This is a genomic window from Streptomyces sp. NPDC104814 (assembly GCF_055583185.1).
The window spans coordinates 1-24,015 of record NZ_JBVJOL010000007.1; the positions used below are offsets into that span (position 1 = coordinate 1).

General features: G+C 68.9%; 17 protein-coding genes and 2 pseudogenes. 11 read left to right on the plus strand and 8 right to left on the minus strand.

What is annotated here, in order from left to right:
- Nucleotides 1-91 precede the first annotated feature (91 nt).
- Together ACZ64A_RS22835 and ACZ64A_RS22840 are read right to left on the minus strand one after the other, a co-directional pair.
- Entirely contained in the window at nt 92-955 is an 864-nt protein-coding gene (locus tag ACZ64A_RS22835; RefSeq protein ID WP_469812610.1) for a hypothetical protein, read from the minus strand.
- A gap of 540 nt (nt 956-1,495) precedes the next feature.
- Entirely contained in the window at nt 1,496-1,909 is a 414-nt protein-coding gene (locus ACZ64A_RS22840) for a hypothetical protein (RefSeq protein WP_469812611.1), read from the minus strand.
- Nucleotides 1,910-2,090: 181 nt separating this feature from the next.
- Here ACZ64A_RS22840 and ACZ64A_RS22845 point away from each other — a divergent pair, with 181 nt between their 5' ends.
- The 3 genes from ACZ64A_RS22845 (at nt 2,091) to ACZ64A_RS22855 (ending at nt 3,951) form a co-directional block, all read left to right on the plus strand.
- On the plus strand, nt 2,091-2,555 hold the full coding sequence (locus ACZ64A_RS22845) for a DUF2199 domain-containing protein (protein WP_469813213.1): 465 nt from the start codon (nt 2,091-2,093) through the stop codon (nt 2,553-2,555).
- Nucleotides 2,555-3,217 carry a hypothetical protein gene (locus ACZ64A_RS22850; RefSeq protein WP_469812613.1) on the plus strand — a complete coding sequence of 221 codons (663 nt, stop codon included), beginning with the start codon at nt 2,555-2,557 and terminating at the stop codon, nt 3,215-3,217. Before ACZ64A_RS22845 ends, ACZ64A_RS22850 begins: the two co-directional genes overlap by 1 nt.
- 116 nt (nt 3,218-3,333) lie before the next feature.
- Nucleotides 3,334-3,951 carry a DUF6000 family protein gene (locus tag ACZ64A_RS22855; RefSeq protein ID WP_469812615.1) on the plus strand — a complete coding sequence of 206 codons (618 nt, stop codon included), beginning with the start codon at nt 3,334-3,336 and terminating at the stop codon, nt 3,949-3,951.
- Nucleotides 3,952-4,006: 55 nt separating this feature from the next.
- Here ACZ64A_RS22855 and ACZ64A_RS22860 read toward each other — a convergent pair whose 3' ends face one another.
- Nucleotides 4,007-4,387: a hypothetical protein gene (locus ACZ64A_RS22860; RefSeq protein WP_469812616.1), complete on the minus strand. Its 381-nt coding sequence runs from the start codon at nt 4,385-4,387 to the stop codon at nt 4,007-4,009.
- Between the two features lie 170 nt (nt 4,388-4,557).
- Here ACZ64A_RS22860 and ACZ64A_RS22865 point away from each other — a divergent pair, with 170 nt between their 5' ends.
- Nucleotides 4,558-5,259 (plus strand): hypothetical protein, encoded by a 702-nt coding sequence (locus ACZ64A_RS22865; protein WP_469812618.1) that lies wholly within the window; start codon nt 4,558-4,560, stop codon nt 5,257-5,259.
- On the opposite strand, the pseudogene ACZ64A_RS22870 reads toward ACZ64A_RS22865, so the two are convergent.
- Nucleotides 5,246-6,382: pseudogene (locus ACZ64A_RS22870) on the minus strand (IS110 family RNA-guided transposase); the annotation flags it as partial. The gene ACZ64A_RS22865 and the pseudogene ACZ64A_RS22870 sit on opposite strands and share 14 nt — an antisense overlap.
- A 347-nt stretch (nt 6,383-6,729) precedes the next feature.
- Nucleotides 6,730-9,495, minus strand: a complete 2,766-nt coding sequence (locus ACZ64A_RS22875; RefSeq protein WP_469812619.1) for a helix-turn-helix transcriptional regulator — start codon at nt 9,493-9,495, stop codon at nt 6,730-6,732.
- A gap of 579 nt (nt 9,496-10,074) precedes the next feature.
- Here ACZ64A_RS22875 and ACZ64A_RS22880 point away from each other — a divergent pair.
- From ACZ64A_RS22880 to ACZ64A_RS22905, 6 genes are all read left to right on the plus strand, one after another.
- Complete coding sequence (locus ACZ64A_RS22880) at nt 10,075-10,551, plus strand: ATP-binding protein (protein WP_469812621.1); 477 nt, start codon at nt 10,075-10,077, stop codon at nt 10,549-10,551.
- 299 nt (nt 10,552-10,850) lie between these two features.
- A complete protein-coding gene (locus tag ACZ64A_RS22885; RefSeq protein ID WP_469812623.1) occupies nt 10,851-11,816 on the plus strand; it encodes a glutaminase in 966 nt (321 codons plus the stop codon).
- 471 nt (nt 11,817-12,287) lie between these two features.
- On the plus strand, nt 12,288-15,083 hold the full coding sequence (locus tag ACZ64A_RS22890) for a helix-turn-helix transcriptional regulator (protein WP_469812624.1): 2,796 nt from the start codon (nt 12,288-12,290) through the stop codon (nt 15,081-15,083).
- Between the two features lie 1,451 nt (nt 15,084-16,534).
- Nucleotides 16,535-17,746, plus strand: a complete 1,212-nt coding sequence (locus ACZ64A_RS22895; RefSeq protein ID WP_469812626.1) for a S1 family peptidase — start codon at nt 16,535-16,537, stop codon at nt 17,744-17,746.
- Between the two features lie 552 nt (nt 17,747-18,298).
- The gene (locus tag ACZ64A_RS22900; RefSeq protein WP_469812628.1) at nt 18,299-18,538 is read left to right on the plus strand and encodes a hypothetical protein; all 240 of its coding nucleotides are present in this window, start codon (nt 18,299-18,301) and stop codon (nt 18,536-18,538) included.
- A gap of 511 nt (nt 18,539-19,049) precedes the next feature.
- Nucleotides 19,050-21,353 carry an immune inhibitor A domain-containing protein gene (locus ACZ64A_RS22905; protein ID WP_469813214.1) on the plus strand — a complete coding sequence of 768 codons (2,304 nt, stop codon included), beginning with the start codon at nt 19,050-19,052 and terminating at the stop codon, nt 21,351-21,353.
- A gap of 157 nt (nt 21,354-21,510) precedes the next feature.
- On the opposite strand, the gene ACZ64A_RS22910 is transcribed toward ACZ64A_RS22905, so the two are convergent.
- The 3 genes and pseudogenes from ACZ64A_RS22910 to ku all read right to left on the minus strand — a co-directional run bounded on the left by ACZ64A_RS22910 (nt 21,511) and on the right by ku (nt 23,706).
- Nucleotides 21,511-21,816 (minus strand): hypothetical protein, encoded by a 306-nt coding sequence (locus tag ACZ64A_RS22910; RefSeq protein ID WP_469812629.1) that lies wholly within the window; start codon nt 21,814-21,816, stop codon nt 21,511-21,513.
- 174 nt (nt 21,817-21,990) lie between these two features.
- Nucleotides 21,991-22,671: an SMI1/KNR4 family protein gene (locus tag ACZ64A_RS22915; protein WP_469812630.1), complete on the minus strand. Its 681-nt coding sequence runs from the start codon at nt 22,669-22,671 to the stop codon at nt 21,991-21,993.
- Between the two features lie 112 nt (nt 22,672-22,783).
- Nucleotides 22,784-23,706: pseudogene (gene ku, locus ACZ64A_RS22920) on the minus strand (non-homologous end joining protein Ku).
- Nucleotides 23,707-23,809: 103 nt separating this feature from the next.
- Here ku and ACZ64A_RS22925 point away from each other — a divergent pair.
- The gene (locus ACZ64A_RS22925) at nt 23,810-23,992 is read left to right on the plus strand and encodes a hypothetical protein (protein ID WP_469812632.1); all 183 of its coding nucleotides are present in this window, start codon (nt 23,810-23,812) and stop codon (nt 23,990-23,992) included.
- The last annotated feature ends 23 nt before the right edge of the window (nt 23,993-24,015 follow it).

Genomic DNA, 24,015 nt, shown 5'->3' on the forward strand with positions numbered 1-24,015 from the left:
CACCCGCTACGACAAACGCGCCCGCCACTACCAAGCCATGGTCACCCTCGCCTGCCTCCTGCTCTGGCTGCCCTGACTTTGCGGACACGACCTAGCGGCCGAGGGCCTGTCGCAGGGACAGGTTGTGGTACTTCCGCAGCCGGTACAACTCCCAGCCCGACAACACCGTCACCGACACCGGAGCGCCGAGCAGAAACACGATCCGGGCAAGGACGGGAACCTCGGCGTTCGCGTTATTGATCACGTCGAGGGTGGCCATCACCCACGCCAGCACGGTGGCGAGAACCGGCGGCAGCACCTCGTGGATATCGGCGGTGCGGAACACGTGGTTGAGGCAGAGTGCGATCCCGTACAAGGCGAATCCCAGCGACCATGTGCAGAGGACGATGAGGACGACCATGCCGGGAATCCCGATGGCATCACGGAAGCCAGTGGTCGCCGGATCGGGCGCGACGGCGAGCGGGAACGTTGCCATGGACCCCATCAGAGCCGCCACCGCCCCGAAGGGCTTCAGGGACCGTCGCAGATAGAGCCGACGCAGCGCGCCCTGCGCGGCGAACGCGAACAGGGCGATCACGAACGGGAAAGCACACACGAGGAAGAGTGTGCTGGTCCAGCTCTGGTCGAACTTGTCGCTCGCCACGGCGTCGGCACCCTTGGCGGTGTCGACCGGCTTGTACGACATGACCAGCACGAGCCAGGCGGCGGCACCGAGCCCGGTCCGCCACATTTGGATCTTGCGTACCGTCAGGTCCTCGACGGCGTCCGGGCGCGACGGGCGGAAGGCCCGCTGGGCGGCGTAGAACGGGTTGTAGACGCACTTCAGGATCCGCTGCCCGCGCGTCAGCGGCGGCCGGGGCGGTCGCGGGAACGGATGCTGCGGGCCACCGCCGTGCGGTGGTGACGGGTACGGGCCCCAGCCCTGCGGACGTCCCGGAAACCCCTGCGGCGGCACGGGGGCGGGCTGCGGCGGATAGGGCCCCACGCCGGGACCGCCGGGGTACGGATGGGGTGCGCCTCCGGGGGAAGGCTGAGGGCCGGGACCTGAGCCCGGCTGTCCACCGGGGCCGTATCCAGGTCCGCCCGTCGGACCCCACTGCCCATTGCCGTGCGTACTCATCGCATGCGCCCCCGATGTTTCGCCTGTGCCGTGCGCGGCGTGACTCGAACCGTCCGCTCGGCGTGCGGCGTGATCCTACCCATGCCTGGTGGGTCTTATAGATGGTGGCACTCGCCCCGGCCCCGAAGCGTGTGCGACGACCCCGCACTGGGATACAAAGCCACTACGAGAGCCCGTCGCTGGACGGCCGTCGAAGCCGTCCAGCACGCTCCCGAGAACACCCTTGGTTGACTTCCGCCTCCAATGCGGCGGCGAGCATGCGGCGGGCGCCCTCGCGGACGATCTCGTCGATCAGGGAGCCGGACTGGGTGGAGCCGTCGTCGGTGACTACGCTGAGCACGGGCGTGCCTTCCCGACCCGCGCTGCAACGCGGGCCTACTCGGAGACCTTACGGATCATTCGGGAAGGTACGCCCTCCGCATCCCTCCCGGCACCGATCCACAGGTTCCGAGCATTGCTCATGGCGTTTGGGTCAGTCGGGTTGTCGTAATCGCGAACGAGGTCGAGGACGGTTCCCGCGGGCAGGTCGGCGAGGTACCCGTCGATGTAGGTGTGCCGGACGCCGCGCAGGAGGGTGGTGAATGTTCCCCGGCCGCTGAGGATGGTCTTCTGGACGGTGCGGGGGCTGCGACGCTCGGCACTGCGGATGAGCAGGGACGCGGTGCTGAGGGTGGTGATAGCGGTGATCTCGTCGGTGGTCAGGTTTGCCGAGCCAGCCGGCGAAAACGGAGAAGGACGGTTCGGGAACAGGGCAGCCTGCGGCCGGTATTCCGGCGCCAAGGAAGCCACGTGCCTTCGCCTGTCCTCGGGGGAGCCAGCCGTGACTGAGCGTGGTAGTTGCCCGCGCAGAACGGTGGCCGAGTAAGCCCCCTTCGGTTACAGCTGGAGTCCGTCGCTAGGCTCCGGGCCCATGACCAGTGATGTGGGGTTCACCTGCGCATGCTGCGGGGCCCACCACCCTGAGCTGCCGATGAACTACACGGCCGAGGCCCCCGCTGTGTGGGAGCCGGCCTTCGCCGACGCCGAGGACTGCTTGCTCTCTGCGGACCAGTGCGTGGTTCGCGGGCAGCACTACTTCGTGAAGGGCCTGATCGAGATACCGGTCATCGGCAGTGCCGAGGTGTTCTCCTGGGGCGTCTGGGTCTCGCTCAGCCGAGAGAGCTTCTCCCGAGCCTCGGCTCTGTGGGACAGGCCTGGCCGCGAGGCTGAGAAGCCGTACTTCGGCTGGCTCACCACCGATCTTCCCGTATACCCGGCGACGACGCTCAACCTGAAGACGCGCGTCCATACCCGTCCGGTCGGCGAACGCCCCTTCGTCGAGCTGGAGCCCACCGACCACCCCCTCGCCATCGAGCAGTGCACAGGAATCAGCCCGGATCGCGTACGGGAGATTGCGTCGGCGGTGCTCCACTCCGGAGACGGCGAGCAGCGGTAGTGGCTGACCAGCCCGTATCGTCCGTCCCGTTCGCGCCTGCCGGCCTGAGCCGCAGGGCCCAGCGGTTCATCGAGACGGAGGGCATACGCGTTCGCCGGCAGGACATCCGGCGACACCGTGACGCGTGGGTAGAGCATGGGATCCCCGCTACGGAGATTGAGCGGGCCGCTGCCTTCCAGGACCGCTGGGGCGGCCTTGCCCTGCCGCCGGCCCCGTTCTACGAGGGCGGTCCGCGCGTCCTGAACGCCGACTGCCCCGAGGACGTGCCCGCGGAAGGCTGGTCGTTTCCGGCAGGGGACTGCCGGGTGTCCATGGCCTACAGCTTCATGATCGGCCCCGACGGTGCGTTCGGCATCGACGCCTACCAGTGGACGCGCCTGCATGCCAACATTGACGGATGGGTGGAATCTCTGGCGCTCGCCGCTCATGCCCGCCGCTGGGCCACGACCGTCACAAGGGTCACGCGCAAGGCCGTCGACGCACTGGATCTCGGCGCATTCGAACCGGTGCCCGAAGTACAGGGTGTGGCCGACTCTTGGTGGCGGGGCAAGGACTCCCTCATCGCCGTGTACCGGGGTGAGGCCGTGGGTCTTGACGCCCCGCAATGCCTCGAAGCGCACGTTTACGGGGGCCTCGACGAGTGTGGCCTCTACGGTGGCTGACCTACGGGGCCTGGGTCTGAGCCATACTGCAGCACAGGTGCCAACTGCCGTACTCACTCGCATCGGGGCAACGGAGGACTGGCTCTGTTCCGAGGTGGCAAGGCAAGATCACCAGTGTGATACGCCATCCTCACGACGATGCTGAGTTGCTGGCATTGGTTCGTCGTTACGTCACGCCCGAGCGACGCTACCTGAAGCTCGGCGGTGGCTTGCTGCGCATGCAAAGTCCTGAGTGCGACCGATTTATGCGAGACCTTCGTGAGGACGCGGGACTCATCACCGCAGATGAGGTCGCCAAGCTTCTTGAGGGCGGCTGGCGTGAGCGGAGAACTGCGGCTTGGCTCGTAGCTGTCTGCCGCCGGACCGAGTTCCGCGAGCACCTCGGGGCACTCCTGCTGGCCAGCGAAGTCTGCTGTGTTGGGCTGGCCTATTGCGTAGCCCTGGCCAGTTTCGGAACGGCGCGCGACGCTGATCTGCTCGCCGCCTACCTGGATCGCTACCTCTGCCGCCCTGACCTCGCGTACGACCAGACCGTCGTCATGGGCGCTCTCCAGTTCATCGACCTGAACCTTGGAGGTGGTGAAGCCGACCGCTTCCGAGAACCGGGGGGCCTTTGGCAGCAGTGGCTCCAGGATGCACCTCACATGAAGGGCGACTCGGACCCCACCCCCTTCTTCTTGAGCCTTATTCGTCGGCTCTGCGCATTTGTCGACGAATGCGCAGGGGTGCTATGACCGCCCCCTATCTCGTGATGGTCTCTCTGAACCATGGCCGTCGACCGGGGAGCAGTCAGATCTGCGTGCGGGACGCGATGTAGTCGAGCCACTCGCGTCTGGCGTATCCGGTCCACCGTGTGGCGTTGCTGATGCTCGTGCCGGTGAGGTCAGCGAGCACGGATGCCGGCGGAGACCAGGGCAAGACGGGCGCTGTTGCGGCTGGCGAGGCCTTCGAAGCCGCGACGTCGGAGCAGTAGGCCGAGGTATTCGGACCGGATGGGCGCGCGGGTTCCTGGCCGGGGAAGAGCCACGGTGTTGTGCTGGCTGTCTGGTTGATAGTCCAGCGTTCCACGCTTACTTTCCGCTGCTCGAGCAGCAGTTGATCAACTTTGGGCGGCAAACGCAAGCTGTGCCCATCGATACTGAGTTCCACAACGTCACCACTGACGATCACGTCTGGATGGTGAGGCCGTGCGGCTGACGGCCTGTCCGGTCCTCGCCGTCCCCAGCAGCGGGGCGGACGAGAGCCAGGCAGACACCTCACGTTGCTATGCCGTCAACCCGGTCGGCCGTGAGGGCCGGGGTCTTCGAACAGCTCCGACCGCGCTTGGAGAGAATCCCCGCATGGTGATGGCACGGCACTGGTACTCCTCGTCGCCCGTCGTGGACGGGCACCCGCTCCTGGATGAGCCAGGCTTCTGGCCTGCATACTTGGCGGACCTGGCTGAGGGGTTCACGCCGGAGGCCTTCGGGTCGGACGCGGGCGACGCGGAGGCCATGCTGGACACGCTCCACGACCCCTCGGCGTGGCCCATGTTCACGGTGCCACTGGCCGGCGGCTTCACGGTCGTCGTGCACTTCAACAGCGGCGAGGAGTTCACGACTACGGGCTACTTCCTCACGCATCCCGACTGGAGCCAGGATCTCGTCCTGGCCAGCGACGATCAGGACCGCATCGGCCCCGGGCTGTGCTGGCCCGAGCTCGCCGCCCTGCTGGAGGCACCACCGGGTGCGGCAGGCGTCACCGACCCTCACGCCCGTCTCTTCCTTCTTCTGCCGGTCCTCGGCGAAGCGGCGGTTCCGGAGGAGGCCGTTTCGGCAGTGGTCGAGGCTCTGGTCGAACAGGGTGCGCCCGAGGCGAGCGAGGCGTTGGCCAGACAGCTGCTTCAGGGACATCCCATGTGGGGCGCCGAGGAGTGGTGGTTCGACGATGACGAGCAGAGCTGGATATGCGAGGGCGATCACAGCCCGCGCAAGACCCCTCTCGGCGACCATCTGCCGCCACGACAGCGAGCCGCTCTCGAAGCCTGTCTCACTCCCCGCTGACCGGTTCAACAACGGCCTCGGTGGGAGAGGCGCCGAAGGCGAGCGACTCGTCGTAGGCAGTGCCCTGCTTCAGGCAGTGGTAAAGCTGTCCGAGCATGCGGTTGAAGAGGTTGCGCTGGGCGGCCGCGTGCCAATCCCCTTGTTCGCGTCGACGCCGGTAGTGGGCGTTCGCCCCGGTGGACGCCCGTGGGGAGGCGAAGGCCCAGAGGTAGCCGGCGTGGTTGAGCCGGTCGTTCTTCGCCCAGCGTCTGGTGATGGCGGACTTCTTGCCAGAGCCGCGGGTGCTGGGTAAGGAGCCGGCGTAGGCCTTCAGGCCGCGGGCGTCGGCGAAGCGGGTGCGGTCGTCGCCGATCTCTGCCAGGAGGCGGGCGGCGAGTTGGGTGCCGAGGCCGGGGAAGCTCAGCAGGATCTCGGCGTCCGGGTGCTGGGGGAAGGTCTCTTCGACGGCTTCGGCGAGCTGGTCGGCGGCGGTGCAGGCGGCGTCCAGTTGGATGAGGAGGGCGAGCACCTGCTTGCCGAGTGCGTCCTCGATCAGCGGGGGTTGGTGGGCCCACTCGCCTCGGAAGACTTCGCGGAGGCGGTCGGCCTCTGCTTCGATGCCGCGCTGGCGGCCGGCTCGCTTGAGCGCGGCCTGGATCTGGGTGCGGGTCAGACGCGCGGCCCGGGACGGGCTTGGAGCGGTCTTGAGGAGTTCTCGGGCCTCGGGGCGGCACAGGCCGTTGGTCCAGGTGGCGAAGGCGGCCAGGGCGGCGGGGTAGTACTCGCGCAGCAGGGACCGGAGCTGGTTGGCGAGCTGCTGCCTGTTCCAGAGAGAGTCCTGCTGGGCTCGGGCGAGGACGGTGATCGCGCGGCCGAGGTCGGAGTCGTCGGGCAGGGGCCGGTGGGCGTGCATGTCGGTGCGGAGGATGTTGGCCAGGACCAGGGCGTCGCCGGAGTCGGACTTCTTGCGCGAGACGCTGTGCCGGTCTCGGTAGCGGGCGGCGGCCATCGGGTTGATGGCGAACACCTTGCGCTTGCCGGTCCGCAGGACGGCCACCAGCAGGCCGCGGGAGGTCTCGATCGCTACCGGGATCGGGTTCTCCTCGCTGTCGCCGTACTCGGCGAGCAGTTCCAGCAGGATCTGTCGATCGACCTTGAGGCAGACGACGAGCTTGAGTTCTGCGGCGGGCACACGCAGGCGAAGTTCCGCAGGCGTCCCTCGATCCGTGTGGCAGGCGGCGACGCAGAGGTACGGACCCCTGACGTCGTGCGTGGTCTCCGGTCCCGTATACCCACGTCATGACGGTCGGATCCGCATACCGGCCGCGGCGACCGGGGCGACGCTGAAGCCGGGTCAGGAGAGGCCGCTCATAATCGAGTCCGATCGGCAACAAACTCAGATTGCTCCGCCCGGAGGGAGGGCGCCGCGCATCTGCTCACCCACCAGCCTCGTCGCCCCTTGGCGAGGACCGCACATTCGCTGGTGGGCGGTCAGTCCGCTTGCGGAGGAAGTGGCGGGCTTTCTGGGGCGTGGAGGGCACGGACGAGTTGAGTTCGGGAGCGGATGCCGAGCTTGCGGTAGATGCGGCTGAGCATCGCCTCCACCGTTTTGACCGAGAGGAAGAGCTGGGCCGCCGTCTCGCGGTTGGAGGCGCCTCCCGCGACGAGGGCGGCCAGACGCCGCTCGGATTCAGTGAGTTCGCCGACGGCTGTGGCAGTACCGGTGGCGGCGTCGCGGGGTGCACCGTGCAGCCGGTTCAGCAGGTCCTGGCAGAGGCTGATCCAGGGACGGGCCTGGGCGTGGTGGAAGAGGGCCTTGGCTTCCTGCCAGGTGGTGCGGGCGGCGGCCGGGCGGCGTCGGCCCCGCTCGAGGCGGCCGAGGGAGACGAGGGTACGGCCCTGGTCCAGCGTCAGGCCGAGGGCGGCGAAGTGGGCGGCAGCCTCGCCGAACAGGCCGACGGCGGTGTCGGTCTCGCCGAGGCGCGCGGCGCACAGGGCTCGCGCCCGCGTGGCCGCCGCACCGACGCTTCCTGTGAGGATCCGTGTGCCCTGGCACTGGTCGAGGAGTTCGTCGAGGACCTGACCGCCAGCACGCGGGTCGCCGTCGGCGGCCAGGGCTTCGGCGAGTTCGGGCTGCCAGGGCAGGATGCGCGGGTCGGCGACCTGCCAGCCGGTCTGCAGTCGGCCGGCCTCGCGCAGGTTCTCGACGGCCGAGCGGGTGTCGCCGCTGATCCGCTGGACCACCGCGAGGGCGAAGAGGTTACGCGGAATGAAGATCGCGTCGTGCTCGTCGCGGGCGACCGCGAGGCCCTGGCGTGCGTAGACGAGGGCCTGCTGGAAACTGCCGCCCGCGGCCTGGGCGACGGACGCGCTGTACCGGGGAGGACCCAGGGAAATACCGGCCTCAGCACACATGGCGATGACTCGCTCGCTCATTGCGACAGCCTTGGCGGCCTGGCCGGAGCGGGCCGCGACCTCGGCGAGGTTGCGCAGGACCAGGTCCAGGTCCCCGGTGTCGCCGCTGTGCTCGGCGACGGCCAGCAACTCGACGAGCCGTTCCCGCGCTTCGTGCAGGCGGTCGTCATGGACCGCGAACCACGCTGCCAGGTACTGGGGACTGGCCCGGACGCCGGTGACCTCGACGGGTACGTCCAGTGCGAGGGCGCGCTCAAGGGTGTCGGCGGCCGCGGGGTCCGCGGCGGTGCGTTGCATCCGGGCGAGCTGGGTCAGGGCGGTGGCTCGGAGCACCCGGTCCGGGGTCTGCTCGGCGAATTCCACCGCCGCGCTTGCGGCGTCGCGGGCGGCCTCGGCACCCAGGCCGCCGATGTTGGCCCTGATCGCGGCCCGCAGCTCCACCCGGGCCTGGAGCGCCGGGTCGCCTTGGGCCGCCTGGCGGGCGCGGGCCAGGATGTCGTCGAGTTCGTGGAGGGCCTGTCCGCTGGTGTCGAGGATGCTCAGAAGCGCGGTGACGCGTTCCTCGGCCCCTGGGCGGGCGGCGGTGATCGCGTGGTGGACGCGGTGGGCGACCTCCACACGGCCGCTGGCGACGGCGTCGGTGGCGGCGACCGCCAGACGGCGCAGCCGCTCGGCCCGCCCGTCGGCGGGGGTGTGCTCGGCGGCCAGCAGCAGCAGCTCCGCCGCCAGGTCGCGCTCGCCGTTCGACCGGGCCAGAGCGCTGGCTTGTTCCGCCTCGGCTGCGGCGGCCTCGTCGGGTGCGTCGAGGGCGAGGAGGCGGTGACGGACGGCCTGGGCAGGATCGTCCAAGGCATCGGCGAGTGTCTGGTGGAGACCTCGCAGGTCGTCGTGGGAGAGGTCGGCAAATGCGGCTTCCTGGAGCAGACCAGCGGGGAAGATAGGCACTCCGTCGGCCCTCATGGTCAGGATGCCCGCGGTCTCGGCCTCGAGGAGATGGCTTTCGAAGTCCGGGTTCCCGCTGGTGCAGCAGCGCAGAAGACTGGAGAGGGGGATGTCGGTGAGCGCCGCGAACCGCAGGGACGGGAGGGCCGATGGGCTGATCTCCTGGAGCCAGTGGGTGGCCGCCCGTGTGGCGAGGGGGTGGATGGTGAGGCCGTCTCGGCGGGCGGCCAGATCGGTCAGCAGGGCCTGGGTGAGTGCCGGGTTGCCGCCGGTGAGGTGGTGGACGTGGGTGGCGGAGCGTACCGGGAGGGAGTGGGCGTCGAGGAGATCGGCCGTCTGGTCGACGCTCAGGCCGGTGAGCGGGAGCACGGGCGTGTGGTGGCCGCACAGGCGCCAGGCGGCGCGGGGGCCGGTGGCGGTGCGCTCGGCGGCGACGGCATGCAGCAGCTGCGGAGCCAAAGCCTGGGTCTGGTGGGACAGGGCGGCGAGGCTGGCTTGATCCAGCCATTGCGCATTGTCGATCAGCAGCAGGACGCTGCTGTTCTCGGCGAGACCGGCGAACAGCGACGTCAGCGCTGTCCGGACCTGCGCGGGGTCGGATGGCCGCACGGGAGCGTTCCACGGCAGCATCCGTTCCAGGTGGGCGCGCGGTTGCGCGGCGAGGCTGTCCAGGGTGCCGGGTTTCAGCAGCGTGAGCAGGTGGCCGAGGCCGCTGTACGCCTGGTTCGCCCAGTCCCGGAGCGGGTTCAGGAAGAGGGTCGGCCGGCCCTGGTCAACGGCCTCGCGGGCGATGGTCCGCAGCAGGGTGGACTTGCCGCTCCCCCATGGACCGACGACTGCGGCCCGGCCGACGTCGTGCAGGGCACGGTGGACCCGATCACACGCTTCGACGATAGCCAAGGGCTCGCTGTTTACCGGGGTACTCGGGCCCCTCGTGTGATCAGGATCCACTCCATCACGGTAGGCGGACCTACTGTGTCGCACAATGCATTGGTCCCGGCGGTTCACCGGGGTGGCGCCAAGGGAAGGCCCTCTTTCTGGCCCGTGCCGTCGGAAGGAGTGCGGGCGAGTAAAGGCTCGCTGTTGCTGGCTGCCTCAGTACACCAGATCGGTACGGCTGTCTTGATGGCGATAACTGTTGCGGGGCGGCGAGGGCGAGGACGAGGGATTCCCCCGATGTCTCTGCGGGCTGCCGGTGGCGAGCATGAGCGTATGACGATCAGCCCGCCGCAAGGGGCGGTCCAGTGCCATCGCCCGGAACCGTCGGTTCGCCAGCGTGTCCGTGGCGGCGCCCGCTGAAACCCGCGCGATGTCACCGCCAGAACGTGAGGCCGCGCTGGGAGGGCTCCGTCGTTCGATCAGACCCTACGGCGCGGCACGGAACCGTTGCGCATGCGTTCCTCCGTGTCCCCGTGTCGGGCGACCGGCACGTAGAAGCGCACCATCAGCCACGACCTGTGGAACACCTCAGGAGCCACCGTGATCACCACCGAGCATCGCACCCCCGCCATAACCGACCGTGAGCAGCACGGCAACACCCCTCACGAGTCCGACCGGGTGGTAGCCCTGTGCGCACTTTCGGTGACCCCCGAGAGCGTTCCGGCCGCGCGTCGCTTCGTCCACGACTCTGTCCGTCATTGGGGGGTGCCGACTGATGCCACCGACACGTTGCTCCTGGTCGTCAGCGAGCTGGTCACCAATGTGGTGCTCCACAGCAGCAGCGCCGAGGTGACGGTCCTGGTCTCCTTCGATGGGACGACCCTGACCGTCGAGATCAAAGATCAAGGGCACTGGATGGACCGTCGCCTGCCTCGGCAGGTGGCCGAGGACGAAGACGCCGCCTTCGGCCGGGGCCTGGCGCTCGTCACCGCCTGCACGAGCTGGTGGGCCGCAGACGTCACGCCAGATGGCACCCGTGTCGTCGCCCACTGCCCGATCATGGCAGCGGCAGCCTGAGAAAGGACGGCCCTTGACGCTCGTAGAGACACGGATCGTAAAAGGCTCCGTGGGCCGCGCGGGAAAGGGAACGTGTGAGCCCAAAGGCGCTGATCCGGCCGGCCGCCGTTTTCATGACGGAGGAGAGCTTCCGCACGCTTGCGTCAGTGGAGACGGTGAGCGCGGGGAGCCGAACAACCTACGGGGCTGGGCGACCGCTGTCGCGGCGCGGTCGTCGATGCGGTCCGGGCCCGGACCGAGCGCCCCGTGCCTCGCGGTCGTCCTCCGCTCCGCCCATACACGCCCTTGAGGAATGACCTATGCCCGACACCTCCTCCTGTGTTCATACGGACCCAGCGTCCCCGGCCGGAACCGGACGCTTCGGCGCCGCGTTGGACCGCATCGGAAAAGAGACCGCCGTGCTCGACGAACACGGCAGTCCCGCCGACTACATCCCCTCGCTCGCCGGTGCCGATCCCCGGCGCTTCGGCATGGCTGTCGCCGAACCCGACGGAACGGTCTACGGCGTCGGCGACTGGCGACAGCCCTTCTCGACGCAGTCCCTTACCAAGGTCTTCGCCCTAGCCCTGGTGCTCTCCCTGGACGGCGAACGGATCTGGCAAGGCGTGGGCCGCGAGCCTTCCGGCAACCCCTTCAACTCCCTGGTGCAGCTGGAGTACGAGAACGGCGTCCCCCGAAACCCTCTCATCAATGCTGGCGCCCTGGTCGTCACAGATCGGCTCCAGACACTGACCGGGGACGCGGCAGGCCGGATAAGGGAGCTGTTGCGGACCGAAAGCGGCAACCCGGCCATTGACTTCGCACCGGCGATCGCTGCCTCGGAGGCAGCCCACGGCGACCGCAACGCCGCCCTAGCCCATTTCATGGCCTCTTACGGCAACATCAACAACCCGGTTCCCGGCCTGCTGGCCGCCTACTTCCAGCAGTGCTCGATCGAGGCATCCCGCGCGGACCTGGCCCTCGCCGCGGGCTTCCTGGCACGACACGGCATCCGGGCCGACGGCTCGGCACTCCTGACCCGAAGCCAGGCCAAACAAGTCAACGCGATCATGCTCACCTGCGGCACGTACGACGCCGCCGGGGACTTCGCCTACCGGGTGGGATTACCGGGCAAAAGCGGCGTCGGCGGAGGGATCATCGCGGTCGTACCCGGTGTGTGCACCCTGTGCGTATGGAGCCCCGGACTCGACAGGCGAGGCAACTCGGTGGCAGGCGTAGCGGCCCTCGACCGCTTCACCACACTCACCGGCCTGTCCGTCTTCTGACCAAGCCGCCATCCAATAATCACGGAAAGGTACGACCGAGAAGCGGACAGGACCGTGCCCTGATTTTTCGGCAGTCGGTTGGGCGTACTCCGCAGCGCACTCGTCGCCGAAACCTCTTCCGCGTGCCCGTGCGCTCACCACCGGGGAATGTGGGGCGCGCGCACGACCATTCGTGAACCACACCGCCCGCCACCGCTTTTCATCAGCTTTCCCTTTCATGCGGGGGCGGCGGTAGTAGGTCAGTTTTCGCGCCTGAGTGCTGACGTTGCCGCCTTGATACGGTGCCGGAATCGACTCGCGAGGACCGATCGTCCGGGTACGGGCGTGGAATGCGACGCACGGAATTTCGACGGGAAGGCGGCACGGCCTACGCCTTTCCCTTCGGGCCTACGGCGTTGCGCTCTGGCCACCGTGTATCCAGGCCGCCCGGGAGATCGGGCCGCCCAGAAGGAGGAGAGCGAGGATGACGGCGTGAGCGAGACGCGTGGTTCCGCACTGCGGCCCCTGGCCCGCGCCCTCGCGGACGGAAGCGCCGACCCGGTGCTCCTGTTCGTCGAAGGCACCGCCGGCGCGGGAAAGAGCCATCTACTCCGGGAACTGGCCGACCTGCCCAGGACGGCGGACACGGCCCAAATGTGGTGGCGGTGCGGAGCCGGCGGCGGCCCGCCGGAAGGGCTGGGGAAGCCGGAGGAGGACGCGTACCGGCTGAGGCCGGCCCTGTGGCTGGTGGACGACGTCCACCGGGCGGACGAGGACGAGCTGAGCCGGCTGCGCCGGGTCCTCGAAGGCCTCGCACCGGGCTCGGCGGCAGCCGTGACCTACCGCCCCGAAGAGCTGCCCGTGCCCGGCCTGCCGCTGGGTGCTCCGCCGACGGCGTACCCCTCCGACCTGACGGTGCTCCGGCACCGCCTGGCGCCCTGGGATGAGGAAAGGGTCCGCCGCGCCGCCGCGGAGGCGCTGGGCGGCACCTGCACGGACGGGGCGGTGCGCAGGCTGCACGAGCTCACCGGCGGAGTGCCCCGGGTGGTCGTCGACCTCCTCGCCGAACTGAGGGAACAGCGGCCGCCGTTCACCGGCACGGCCTCCGAGGTGGAGGCGGCCGGCGTGCCGGCCCGGCTCGCGGAACTGGTGCTGAGCCGTACGCACGCGCTGTCCCCGGCACACCGGCCGGTGGTCTGGGCGGCTGCCGTCCTCGACGGGCCCGTCGCCCGCGACGAGCTGATCGCAGTGTCCGGCCTCGGAACCCCGACGGGCGAGAGCGCCCTGCTGCGGGCCCTGGAGGTCGCGGCCCTGGCCGAGGCCGCCGAGGGCCGCTACGGCTTCGCCGTCCCGCTGGCCGCACCGGCCGTACGGGCCTGCGTGCCCGGGCCCGTGCGCCAGGACCTGCACGAGCGGGCGGCGGACATACTGAGCCGCAGACGGCCTGTGCCCTGGGATGTGGTGGCCGGCCACCACAGGGCGGCCGGCCAGATCCGCGGATGGCTCAGGGCGGTGGAGCGGGCGGCCGAGTCGGCGGCGGCGTCCGGCCAGCACCAGCAGGCCGTCACGCTCCTGGAGCGGACGCTGGCCACACCCGGCCTGCTCCCACAGAGCCGAGCCCGCCTCGCAACGCTCCTCGCCCGCAGCGCGGTGACCGGACTGCGCTCGGACCAGACCGTGGAGGTCCTCGCGCAGATCGTGCGGGACACCGACCTCCCCCCGGCCGTGCGCGGAGAGCTGCGCCTCGACCTGGGCCTGATGCTGTGCAACCAGATGGGCCGCTTCCCCGAGGGATGGCGGGTCCTGGAGACCGCCGCCGCCGAACTGCGCGAGGTCCGACCCGGCCTGGCCGCGCGCGCAATGGCAGCGCTGGTCACCCCCTACTGGCCGGGTAACTCCCTCGACGAGCACCGGAGGTGGCTGCCCGAGGCCGTGGCCGCCGCGGACGCCAGCGGGGACGACGCCATGCGCACGGCGGTCCTGGCCAACCGGATCGGACTCGCCATGAGCTGCGCCGAGCCCGAGGCGTGGGAACTGGTGAAGGCGCTGCCTGGGGAGGAGGCCGACCCTGCGTGCGTCCGGCAGGCGGCCCGCGGTCTGTGCAACGCCGCGGACTCCGCGGTCTGGCTCGGCTTCCACTCACGGGTTGAAGACCTGCTTGCGGAAGGACGCGCCCTGTCCGAATGCAGCGGCGCCCCCTACACCGAACAAGGTGTGCTGGGGACGCGGCTGCTCCAGGAGTGGTGCACCGGCCGGTGGTCCGGACTCGCCGAGCGGTGCGAGGACTTCATCGCCGTGACCGCCGACATGCAGTACCTCGCCTCCGACGCCTACGTCGTGCGGGGCCTGCTCGCCCTCGCTGAGGGGGACTGGGGAGAGGTCATGACCTGGCTGTCCCAGCGGGGGACGTTCGGGATGGAGAAGCTGCCCGTGCCTCTGGGCGCGACGGCGGCCGGCGCCGTGGTCCGCCTCGCCCTGGCCCGCCAGGAGGTGGAGGCCGCAGCGAAGCAGGCGCGGGTCGCCTGGGCGGTGGTGGCAGGGAAACGGGTTTGGCCGTGGGCGGCGGAACTCGCGCCGTGGGCTGTGGAGGCGCTGGCACGCGAGGGTGACAGGGCCGCAGCTCGCACCATGGTCCGGGACTTCTCCCAGGGGCTCGGCCGGGGCGACGCGCCCGCCGCACGGGCCGCGCTGCTGTGGAGTCGGGCCGTACTCACCGAGACGGAAGCGCTGAGCGGGGAGGGGCGGGGCGGCCTGCTGCGGGCCGCCGAGCTGTACCGGGAGGCCGCAGCAGCCTACGCGGCGCTGCCCCGCCCCTACCACCGTGAGCTGACGGCGGAGGGCGCCGCGCGGTGCGTGCTCGCGGCGGACGTCGAAACGGGCACCGAAGCATGCGCCGGCCAGGCCGCGGAGACGGGGGAGACCTCCGCATCGCCTCCCGTCTCCGGCCGCCCCGCCGCGCCCTCGGCAATCGCCGAGCTGGAGGCCTGCGCCAGGCGCTTCGCCGAACTGGGCGCCGTCTGGGACGCTGCACGGGCCAGGGCTATGTTGCGCACCTGCCAGCCGGTGAAGAGGGGACGCCCTCCGGGCCGCCCCTCGCACGCCGACGAACTGTCCCCCCGAGAGGCGGAAGTGGCCCAGCTCGCGGTCTCCGGCCTGACCAACCGCGAGATCGCCGCGACCCTCCACCTCTCTCCCCGAACGGTGGAGCAGCACATCGCCCGCGCCATGCGCAAGACAGGGGCGCTTTCCCGACGCAACCTCGCCCACCAGCTGGAAGGCGCCTCCTAGTAGTGCTTTGACAGGCGATGTCGTAAGGATGCCACGGGAACGTTTGTTGGCAGGCGGGCGGGTGCCACCCCAGGCGGCGATGACGTACTGGAGGAGGCCCAGGGCCTGGTAGAGAGGCAGGCCCTGGCAAGCACTTTTGGGTGTCAGCGCTGTTCGGTGAGGACCAGGCGGGCGACAGTGACGAGAGTGACGTGCCGTTGCCAGCCGGCGAACGAACGGCCCTCGACGTGGTCAAGGCCCAGGGCTGCTATCAGCCCGCGGTTGTCCAGCAGCGGCCCCCGCAGATATAACGCACCCTTCGCCCGCTGGTTCCCGGCGCACCAACGGCGCGAGCACCTCCCGCCGCGAACTCTCTCCAACCGGCCCCGCATCGCGGCAAGCTCCTCAGCCCTCATACAGCCAGCGAACTACCCCCCACCACGACAAGACCCCCTACAAAGCATTACCAGGGCCTATCAGACCATTCCCGTCGGGCCCGGCACACACCCTCGCCTCCCGACCGGAATACCCGAGCAGCTCCTTCCCTGAACTCTCGGCCTCGCTCGAGCGGGAGAGGCCCTGTCCGGGGGCGGCACCCCGGGCGCACGAACGACCCGCCCCGATCCGACGCGGACAGGCAGACAGGGCCCCAGCGTCCGCACGCGAACCGCCCGTACCAGGCGGGACGACTCCCCCAGCAGACCACTCGCACTGGCGAAGCGACCGCACCGTCTGCCAGGCCCGCCCCGTCGGGGCAGGCGGTAGCGTCCGTTTCGGACCATGTCCGTCGTGCTCCCGGGCATTCACAGTCGCTGCTGTCCAGTCGGACGCCTGGCTTCGACGCAGCCCGCGTGCCCCTCAGCCGTCCGAATGCCGACGGAGCCAGGGGACCCCGCTTTCTGCGCAGCGGCCCCGTGCCATAGGTCTCGCGCACGATGCCCAGGGCGGCCGACCCGACGTCGGCGCGGTGAAGACGCGCGGTCCGCACTGCTCGGGCCCCGTCGGGGCCCCCGTTGGCCTATGAACCGGCGCAGGTCCTGAATGCGCGGAAACGGTCAACTGCCCATCCGCATCCGGCTCGCCGCAGAGCGGGCGTTGGTCCCGCGCGTATGGGTTTTCTGCGTATCCGTGTTTCCGCCTCCCTGATATATCGACGGACGCGAGAGTCTCTATGGTTCGGCCCATTGGAAATTTCCAGTTGCCGCCGTGCTGGCATTCTCGTAGCAAGAGCTCTGAGGCCGCGGGTTGACAGCCCGTTAGGTTTTGCATTACGCGACAAGGCACTCGAGAGTTAGGCTGAAAAGTTTCGTCGGCAAGTGTCTTGAAATTCACTCGAGCGCTACGCAATAGTTCGGCCAGCGGCGAGTCGGCAACTCTCCGCCAGGTAGGAACCTCCTCTCGCCGGAGCCTTGTTGGTGCTTTCTGGCGAAACTCCCCATCGGGTTCCTCCCTGTCATCCGAAAGGAATCAACGTGCGTAACTCTCGTAAGTACCGCCTGGCCGCAGTGGGCATCGCGCTCTCGGCCTCGGCGGTCATGGGGACCAAGTCCCTGGCGCAAGCGCAGGACACGGAGTCCGCCCCCCGCTACCAGCCGGAGATGGTCCGGGCACTGGCCGCTTCGCTCGGCGTGAGCGAGGAGGCGGCGGTCGACCGCCTCGACCGGCAGGACGCCCAGCAGGCCACGCTCAACCGGCTAAGGAAGAGCGGGATAGCCGGCGACGGCGCCTTCTTCGACGCCTCCGGCAGGCTGACCGTCAACGCCGACAACGAAGCCGAGGCGGCCAGGATCGAGAAGGCCGGCCTCGCCGCCCGGGTGCCTACCCGGGGCCAGGCCGCGCTCGACAGAGTCAAGGCCGAACTGGACGCCCTCGCGGCGAAGAAGGTCCCCTCCGGGGTGGTCGCCTGGTCCGTGGACCTGGCCGCCGACAAGGTGATCGTCAAGGTCAACGACGACCGGGGCGCCGCCGCCGCGGCGTTCCTCGCCGCGGCCGCGAAGCACGGCTCCGCCGTCCGGATCGTGCGGGGCCAGGAGAAGCTCGCAGCCCAGAGCACGATCTACCCCGGCAGCAAGATGACGATCAACAGCACCACCAGCTGGTGCTCCGTCGGCTACGGCGCCCAGGACAGTGCAGGCAACCAGTACCTGGTGACCGCCGGGCACTGCGTCGCCAACCTGCCCACCCTGCGCTACAGCGGGACGGCCTTCGCCAAGGGCTACAAGACCCGCTACAAGCTCGGCAGCAGCGGCGTCGACATGGGCCTCGCGACCGTCAACTCCGGTTACTCGATTGCCACCGCCGTCGGCACCTGGGGCAAGGGCGCCACCAGCACGGTCGCCGTCAAGGGCAGCACCCGTGCCGCGTCCGGCGCCGCGATCTGCAAGTCCGGCGCCACCACCGGCTGGACCTGCGGCAAGGTCGGCTCCTACAACAACACCGTTACCTACACGGACCTGAACGGCGGCCCCGACACGGTCCTCAGCGGCCTGGCGACCTCCACCGTCTGCACCCAGGGAGGTGACAGCGGCGGTGCGTACATCTCCGGCAACCAGGCCCAGGGCATGACCTCCGGTGGTCCGATCGACCAGAAGTGCACCGACGGGGTCTACTCCAAGGGCTCCTCGTACTTCCAGCCGCTCGACGACACTCTCAAGTACTTCGGGCTGACGCTCAACACCAACTGAGCACGTCCGTAGCAGGACCGGCCGGGGGTCGCTCGCGGAACGAGGCGAGCGGTCCCCGGCTGCTTTCCCCACGGTGGGCCCGGCTCCGGACGGGAGGCAGGCCCCTGCGCCGCAGCATGCGGCGAACTGGTGCCACCGACCCAGATCGGGCTCTCGAGGCCGCGAGACAGGAGCTGCTCGCTAGGGGGGAACTGGCGTAAGACACATGCCCGTCGAGACTGGCGAGCACGATGTTCAGGCACGGCGTCGGGACGACAGGAGTTCACAGGAGGTGGCGACCTCGTCGGCGCCGGCCACTGCGGCGATGTTCGCGATCTCGTCGAGCGTAACCTGACTAGCCTTCAGAAGCTGGGTCCAGATCAGCCCGACCAACTCACCGCGCAACTATACGATCTATTGATTTGGCGCTTCCCCTTCGCCAAGTGCTGCGGTGTCCGTCTCCTTCACTACACGGACCAAGCCGTCCCACATCCGTGCCTCCACGAACTCCCCTCCCTCTGCCGTAATCGATAACCCCGCCCCTGCCACACAGGGTGATGCCGTGCCAGCACGATGATCCATCAGCCACGGCTGGGAAGGCCAACAACGGGCGGCAGTGTCCTGGCCGAGTGGGAGGCCATCCTCAGCGCGGCCGCGCTCAAGCGCGCCCGGCACGTGAAGGCCGTGGTGTTCGATGAGTCCGGCCGTCTGGAAGTCGTTCCCGACGCCCCCGCGTACGGCACGAAGACCCGCTGGCTCGTGCCGAAGCTGATCGCGGCGGACAACCGGCAGGCGTCCGACGTGAACGTGTGAGCCGTGCACGTGCTGGATCCGTCTCCCACGCCGCCACCACGACGACCCGGCACCACGCCCGGTGGTTCCGGCTGGGCCGATGAAGACGCGGGAGGACGCGTCGGCCGGCTACCGCCGCGCCCTCGAAGCCCACCGCTGGGTGGCCCCGCCACGGCAGACGGAGCCGACCCTGGCCGCCGTTGTCGTACGCCAAGAGGAGGCCCAGCGCGGTCTCGCCGCCCACGTCTTCTCTTCCTCGACATGGAGCAGACGCCGGAAGATGGAGGCCCCGGCATCTCTTGTCGAAGAAGCGGCTTTCGAGGGCGTCCGCACGCCTGTCCCAGGCTCCCGGCCTGTGAACTCGGCGCAACGCGAGGGTTTTCCCTGATTCCGTTTCTCCTCACACACGGATCGAATGTCCTCCACCTTCCTTTCATTGGTTCACCGGCGCATGCCCAGAGCAACGCCGGTAAGGCGAGGACGTTACCCCTTGAAGATATCCAAGAGAGCCGCTGCGGCCTGCACCGCCGTGATGGCCGCCGCGGCGCTCGGCGCGGGCATAGTCCCGAGTATGGCCGCCGCCGCGCCCGTCACTCAGTCGCACGACCCGGCCGACGTAGCCGTCAACGCCAAGGGCGGTGACTACGACCTGCCCGGCCCGAAGACCGCCGAGGTCAAGGCCGAGCGGCAGGCCGCCGTCGAGCAGATCATGAACGGCACTGCCAAGATCGAGCAGCATGGCGGTTCCACCAGCGTGAAGCTCGGCCGTGACAAGTACGTCGAGCTCAAGCGCGAGCGCACCGACAAGATCTTCACCATCTTGGTGGAGTTCGGCGACCAGGTGGACAACACCACCAAGCTGCCGAACGGCACGGCGAAGTACGGCGGCGAGCCCGGACCGCTGCACAACCAGATCGCCAAGCCGGATCCGGCGAAGGACAACTCGACCGCCTGGCGGGCCGACTACAACCAGGCCCACTTCCAGGACATGTACTTCTCGAAGTCGCAGCCTTCGCTGAAGACCTTCTATGAGAAGCAGTCCTCGGGTCGGTACTCCGTCGACGGCCAGGTCACCGACTGGGTGCGGGTGCCGTGGAACGAGGCTCGTTACGGCTCGGACTACTGTGGCCAGCACAACTGCGGCAACGCGCAGGACCTGATCCGCGACGGCGTCAACGCCTGGGTCGCCGACCAGAAGGCCAAGGGCCAGACGGACGAGCAGATCAAGGCCACCATCGCGCAGTACGACCAGTGGGACCGCAACGACTTCGACCACGACGGCAACTTCAACGAGCCCGACGGTTACATCGACCACTTCCAGATCGTGCACGCCGGTGAGGACCAGTCCGCCGGCGGAGGCGCACAGGGCACCAACGCCCTGTGGGCCCACCGCTCCTATGTGTACGGCAACCAGGCCGGCAAGCAGGGCCCGGACAACAACAAGCTCGGTGGCACCCCGGTCGGCACGTCCGGCATCTGGGTCGGCGACTACACCATGCAGCCGGAGAACGGCGGCCTGGGCGTGTTCGCTCACGAGTACGGCCACGACCTCGGTCTGCCGGACCTCTACGACACCACGGGCACCGGCATCGACAACTCGGTCGGCTTCTGGTCGCTGATGTCGTCAGGCTCCTGGCTCGGCGAGGGCAAGGAAGAGATCGGCGACATGCCGAACGACCTGGACGTCTGGTCGAAGCTGCAGCTCGGCTGGCTGGACTTCGACAAGGCCATGGCCGGCGAGCACAAGCTCAGCCGGCTCGGCCCGGTCGAGTACAACAACCGCCTACCCCAGGCGCTGGTCGTCGATCTGCCGAAGAAGACCGTCACCACCGAGATCAACACCCCGTTCGCCGGTGCGAACGAGTGGTGGAGCGGTAGCGCCGACAACCTCAACGTCACCCTGACCCGTGGCCTCGACCTCACCGGGAAAACCTCGGCCAAGCTCACCGCGAAGGCCTGGTACGACTTGGAGACCGACTACGACTACGCCTACCTCGAGGTCTCCGCGGACAACGGCGCCACCTGGACCTCCGTCCCCGGCACCTTCAACAACGTCGCTCTCCCAAACAACGCCATCAACGGCTCCTCCGGCGGCAACTGGGGCGACCTCTCCTTCCCGCTCGACGCCTTCGCCGGCAAGAACATCAAGGTCCGCTTCCACAACACCACCGACGGTGGCGTCCACATGAAGGGCCTGGCCCTGGACGACATTTCGATCACCGTCGACGGGGCGAACGTCCTCACCGACGGCGCGGAGAACGTCGACAACGGCTGGGCCGCGGCCGGGTTCTCCTGCATCACCGGCAAGTTCTCGAAGGATTACGACCAGAAGTACCTGGTCGAGAACCGCCAGTACGAGTCCTTCGACACCACGCTGAAGACCGGCCCGTACAACTTCGGCTTCAGCAAAACCCGTCCGGACTGGGTGGAGCACTACCCCTACCAGAACGGCCTGCTGATCTGGCTGTGGGACTCCTCGCAGACGGACAACAACGTCGCCAACCACCCGGGTGCCGGCCTCATCCTCCCGGTCGACGCCCACCCTGCACCGCTGAAGTGGTCCGACGGCACCCTGATGAGTCCCCGCCTCCAGGGTTACGACTCGACCCTCGGCTTCGAGGCTACCGACGGCCTGAACCTGCACAAGGCCGACGTCGCCACCACCATCAAGGGCGAGAAGGCCGTGACCGTGTTCAACGACCACACCAACAAATACTGGGACCCGTCCAACAAGTACAGCAGCGTGATCGTCCCCGACACCCACACCCAGATCGAGGTCCTGTGGAACAGTCTGAACAAGCTGGAGACCCTGGTCTACGTCAAGCCCGTGAAGTGACCTACCGGCACTGACAGACGTCGCGGCCCCGGCGGAGCAAGCCAGCCGGGGTCGCGCGGCGTTCCACGGCCCTGACGTGGTAGCGGGGGCCGGCGAAGGCCCCCGGCAGCCACCCGCCCCAGCCACCCGAAATCCCGGGGCTTTGTCGTCGGTGAGGTCAGGTCTGGCACTGCGAGGTCGCGGCGCTGCTCCAGTTTGACCAGGCGCCTCCGGCCGGCCGGACGTGGACGCGGATGGTGATTTTTGCGTTGACCGGACCGCAGATGCGGGTTGTGGAGCCGATCTCGATCGGGCCGGTCGTGGAACGGCGCTGAACGAGCGTGCGCCCGTTGCCGAGTTTCGTCCAGCTACTGGAGCCCTGGACGTTCACGAACGCCTCGTAGCCGACGTAGGCGGGCGCGCCCCGCTGTCCGGCCGGTGTCCCCGGGCGGTGGGGGCGGCGGCGCCGTAGCGTCGTGAGCATGGCCGGTGCGCCAGACGTATCGATCCCACGACGGACCGGGCCACCGCGGCGCTGCTGCTGGGTGCCGGCCGAGCCAGGTGGGGTACTGCGCGCGCTGTCAGGGGTGACCGTGCGGTACGGGCCGCACGCCCTGGTCGTCTGCCCGGCCTGCCGCGCCACCGAACAGTCCCTCGGCTAGGGCGTTCCCAGCGCCGTGCGCTCGGCGTGGTGCAACCAGTCGGTGTACCAGCGGGCAAAGGTGACGGGAGTCCCGTCGTTGTTGAGACGTGGGGCGAGGTCGACTTCGTCCGCACGGTCATCGGTCCAGATCGTGCCTCGATGGGCGCCGCTGATCACCAGCCAATCGCGCAGGGCGCAGCCGCGGTGGGAGATGACGATGGCTCCGACGGTTCGGTCGGGGTTGAACATGATCGAGTCGAAGCGTTCGTCCCACGCCTGCACGGCGATGTCGAAGTCTTCGGCTTCCTCGTAGTCCTCTTCTTCAGGGCACTGGCTCGCCAGTTCTTCCAGCGTCTTCGGGTCGGGGCCCTGCTGGGGAAAGGGTTCGGCGAGCCGGGAGAGGTCTGCCAGTTCGGCACCGTCGCCCTCCCACCGCCAGTGGCCTTGTACTCGCCGGACCGGGAACACTCCGTAGGCCGGGCCGGCGCCACCCACGCCGACGCGGAGGAGGAAGGTACGGAACTCCTCCGGCAGCCGCACCGCCACCTGTGTCTCCAGCTCTGCGAGCTCGGCGTGGCTGAGGGGGTCCTCGAGGACCCATTTGTGCCCCAGGGCTCCGAACACCTCGTTGCCTGCAGGGGACGCCGCCAAAGCCTCAACCCGCTGACGGAAGCCCGCCCACTGCTGATCAGTCATGCAGAGAAAGGTAAGTGCCGCCGCCGACAACGACAGCACCAGGGCCGCTCGAAGCCAGGTGGGGCCGCTCCGGACCCGTAAAAGGGCTCGTTCGCGGCAGGCGAGCAAAAGGTCACGCGCTGCGTGGCTTGCGGCTGCTTGTCTTCTTCGCGGTCGTCTTTTTCGCGGCTGTCTTCTTGGCGGGCTGCTTCTTCGCTGTGGTCTTCTTCTTCGGTTTGGGTAGTTCGTGCACCTCGGCGTGGGTGCCGTGCTCGCCGCGGGTCTCGCGTGCTTTCTCCACCGAGGCGTTCAGTGCGGCCATCAGGTCCAGGACCTGGGCCAGCTCCTCTGCCTCCGCTGCCTGCGGGAGGGGCTTGTCCTCCCGCTTGGCCTCGATGATCTGTGCGATGGCCTCGGTGTACTCATCGTGAGCGTCGAGCTCTTCAAGATCCTCGACGGTCATGGTCTCCATCAGGGCGAGCGCCCGCTCGATCTCCTCGTCAGAGACCTGGACGGGCGGCGGGAGGAGCTCGGCGGGGCTGTGGATCTCGTCGGGCCAGCGCATCGCGTGCAGGACCAGGGCGTCGTCGCGGATGCGGAGCATGCCCAGGCGTTCGCGTCCGGACCAGGCGTACTTGGCGATGGCGACCTTCTCTGAGCGTCCCAGGGCCTGGACGAGGAGCTTGTACGGTTTCGCAGCGACCTGGCCGCTGGCCTGCAGGTAGTAGCCGTCGCTGATCTGGATCGGGTCGATGTCCGCGGCCGGGACGAACGCGACGATCTCGATCGCTTTCGCCGTTGGCAGGGCAGGTTGCTCAGTTCCTCGTCCGAGATCGGCACGATCTGGGCCGGCTGGTGTTTCGTCTCGCGGGTGACCTCGTAGCCCTTGCCGATCTCGGCGCTGGAGACCTCGCGGTCCTCGAGGTCGCAGAACTTCTTCACGCAGACGCGGCCGCCGTCCTCGCGGATGCTGTGGTCCTCCGTCGCGCCAACTACGTTGATCGGCACCGTGACCAGGCCAAAGCTGATCGCGCCGCTCCAGATCGTCCGGGGCATACAAGTACCTCCGTCGTAGCCCCGAGCACCACCAGCCTACGAACGCCACACCGCCGGCGCAGCACACCATGCGCCACCCAGTGCACGGCGGGAGGCTGGATGCATGGCCTCGGTGATCGTGTATCCACCCGACAACCAGGGCGGGCGGCGCGTGCGCGCCGACCGCACGATCCTCGGGCGCGCCTACCGGCTCCAGGAGGCCGGGCTGGAAGGCATCGACGACCTCGACGTCATCCGCTCCGACGACATCGAATGGCGCGGCGGCGGCCCGGAGGTATGGGGGTAAGCGCTCTCGGGGCTGGGGTGTGA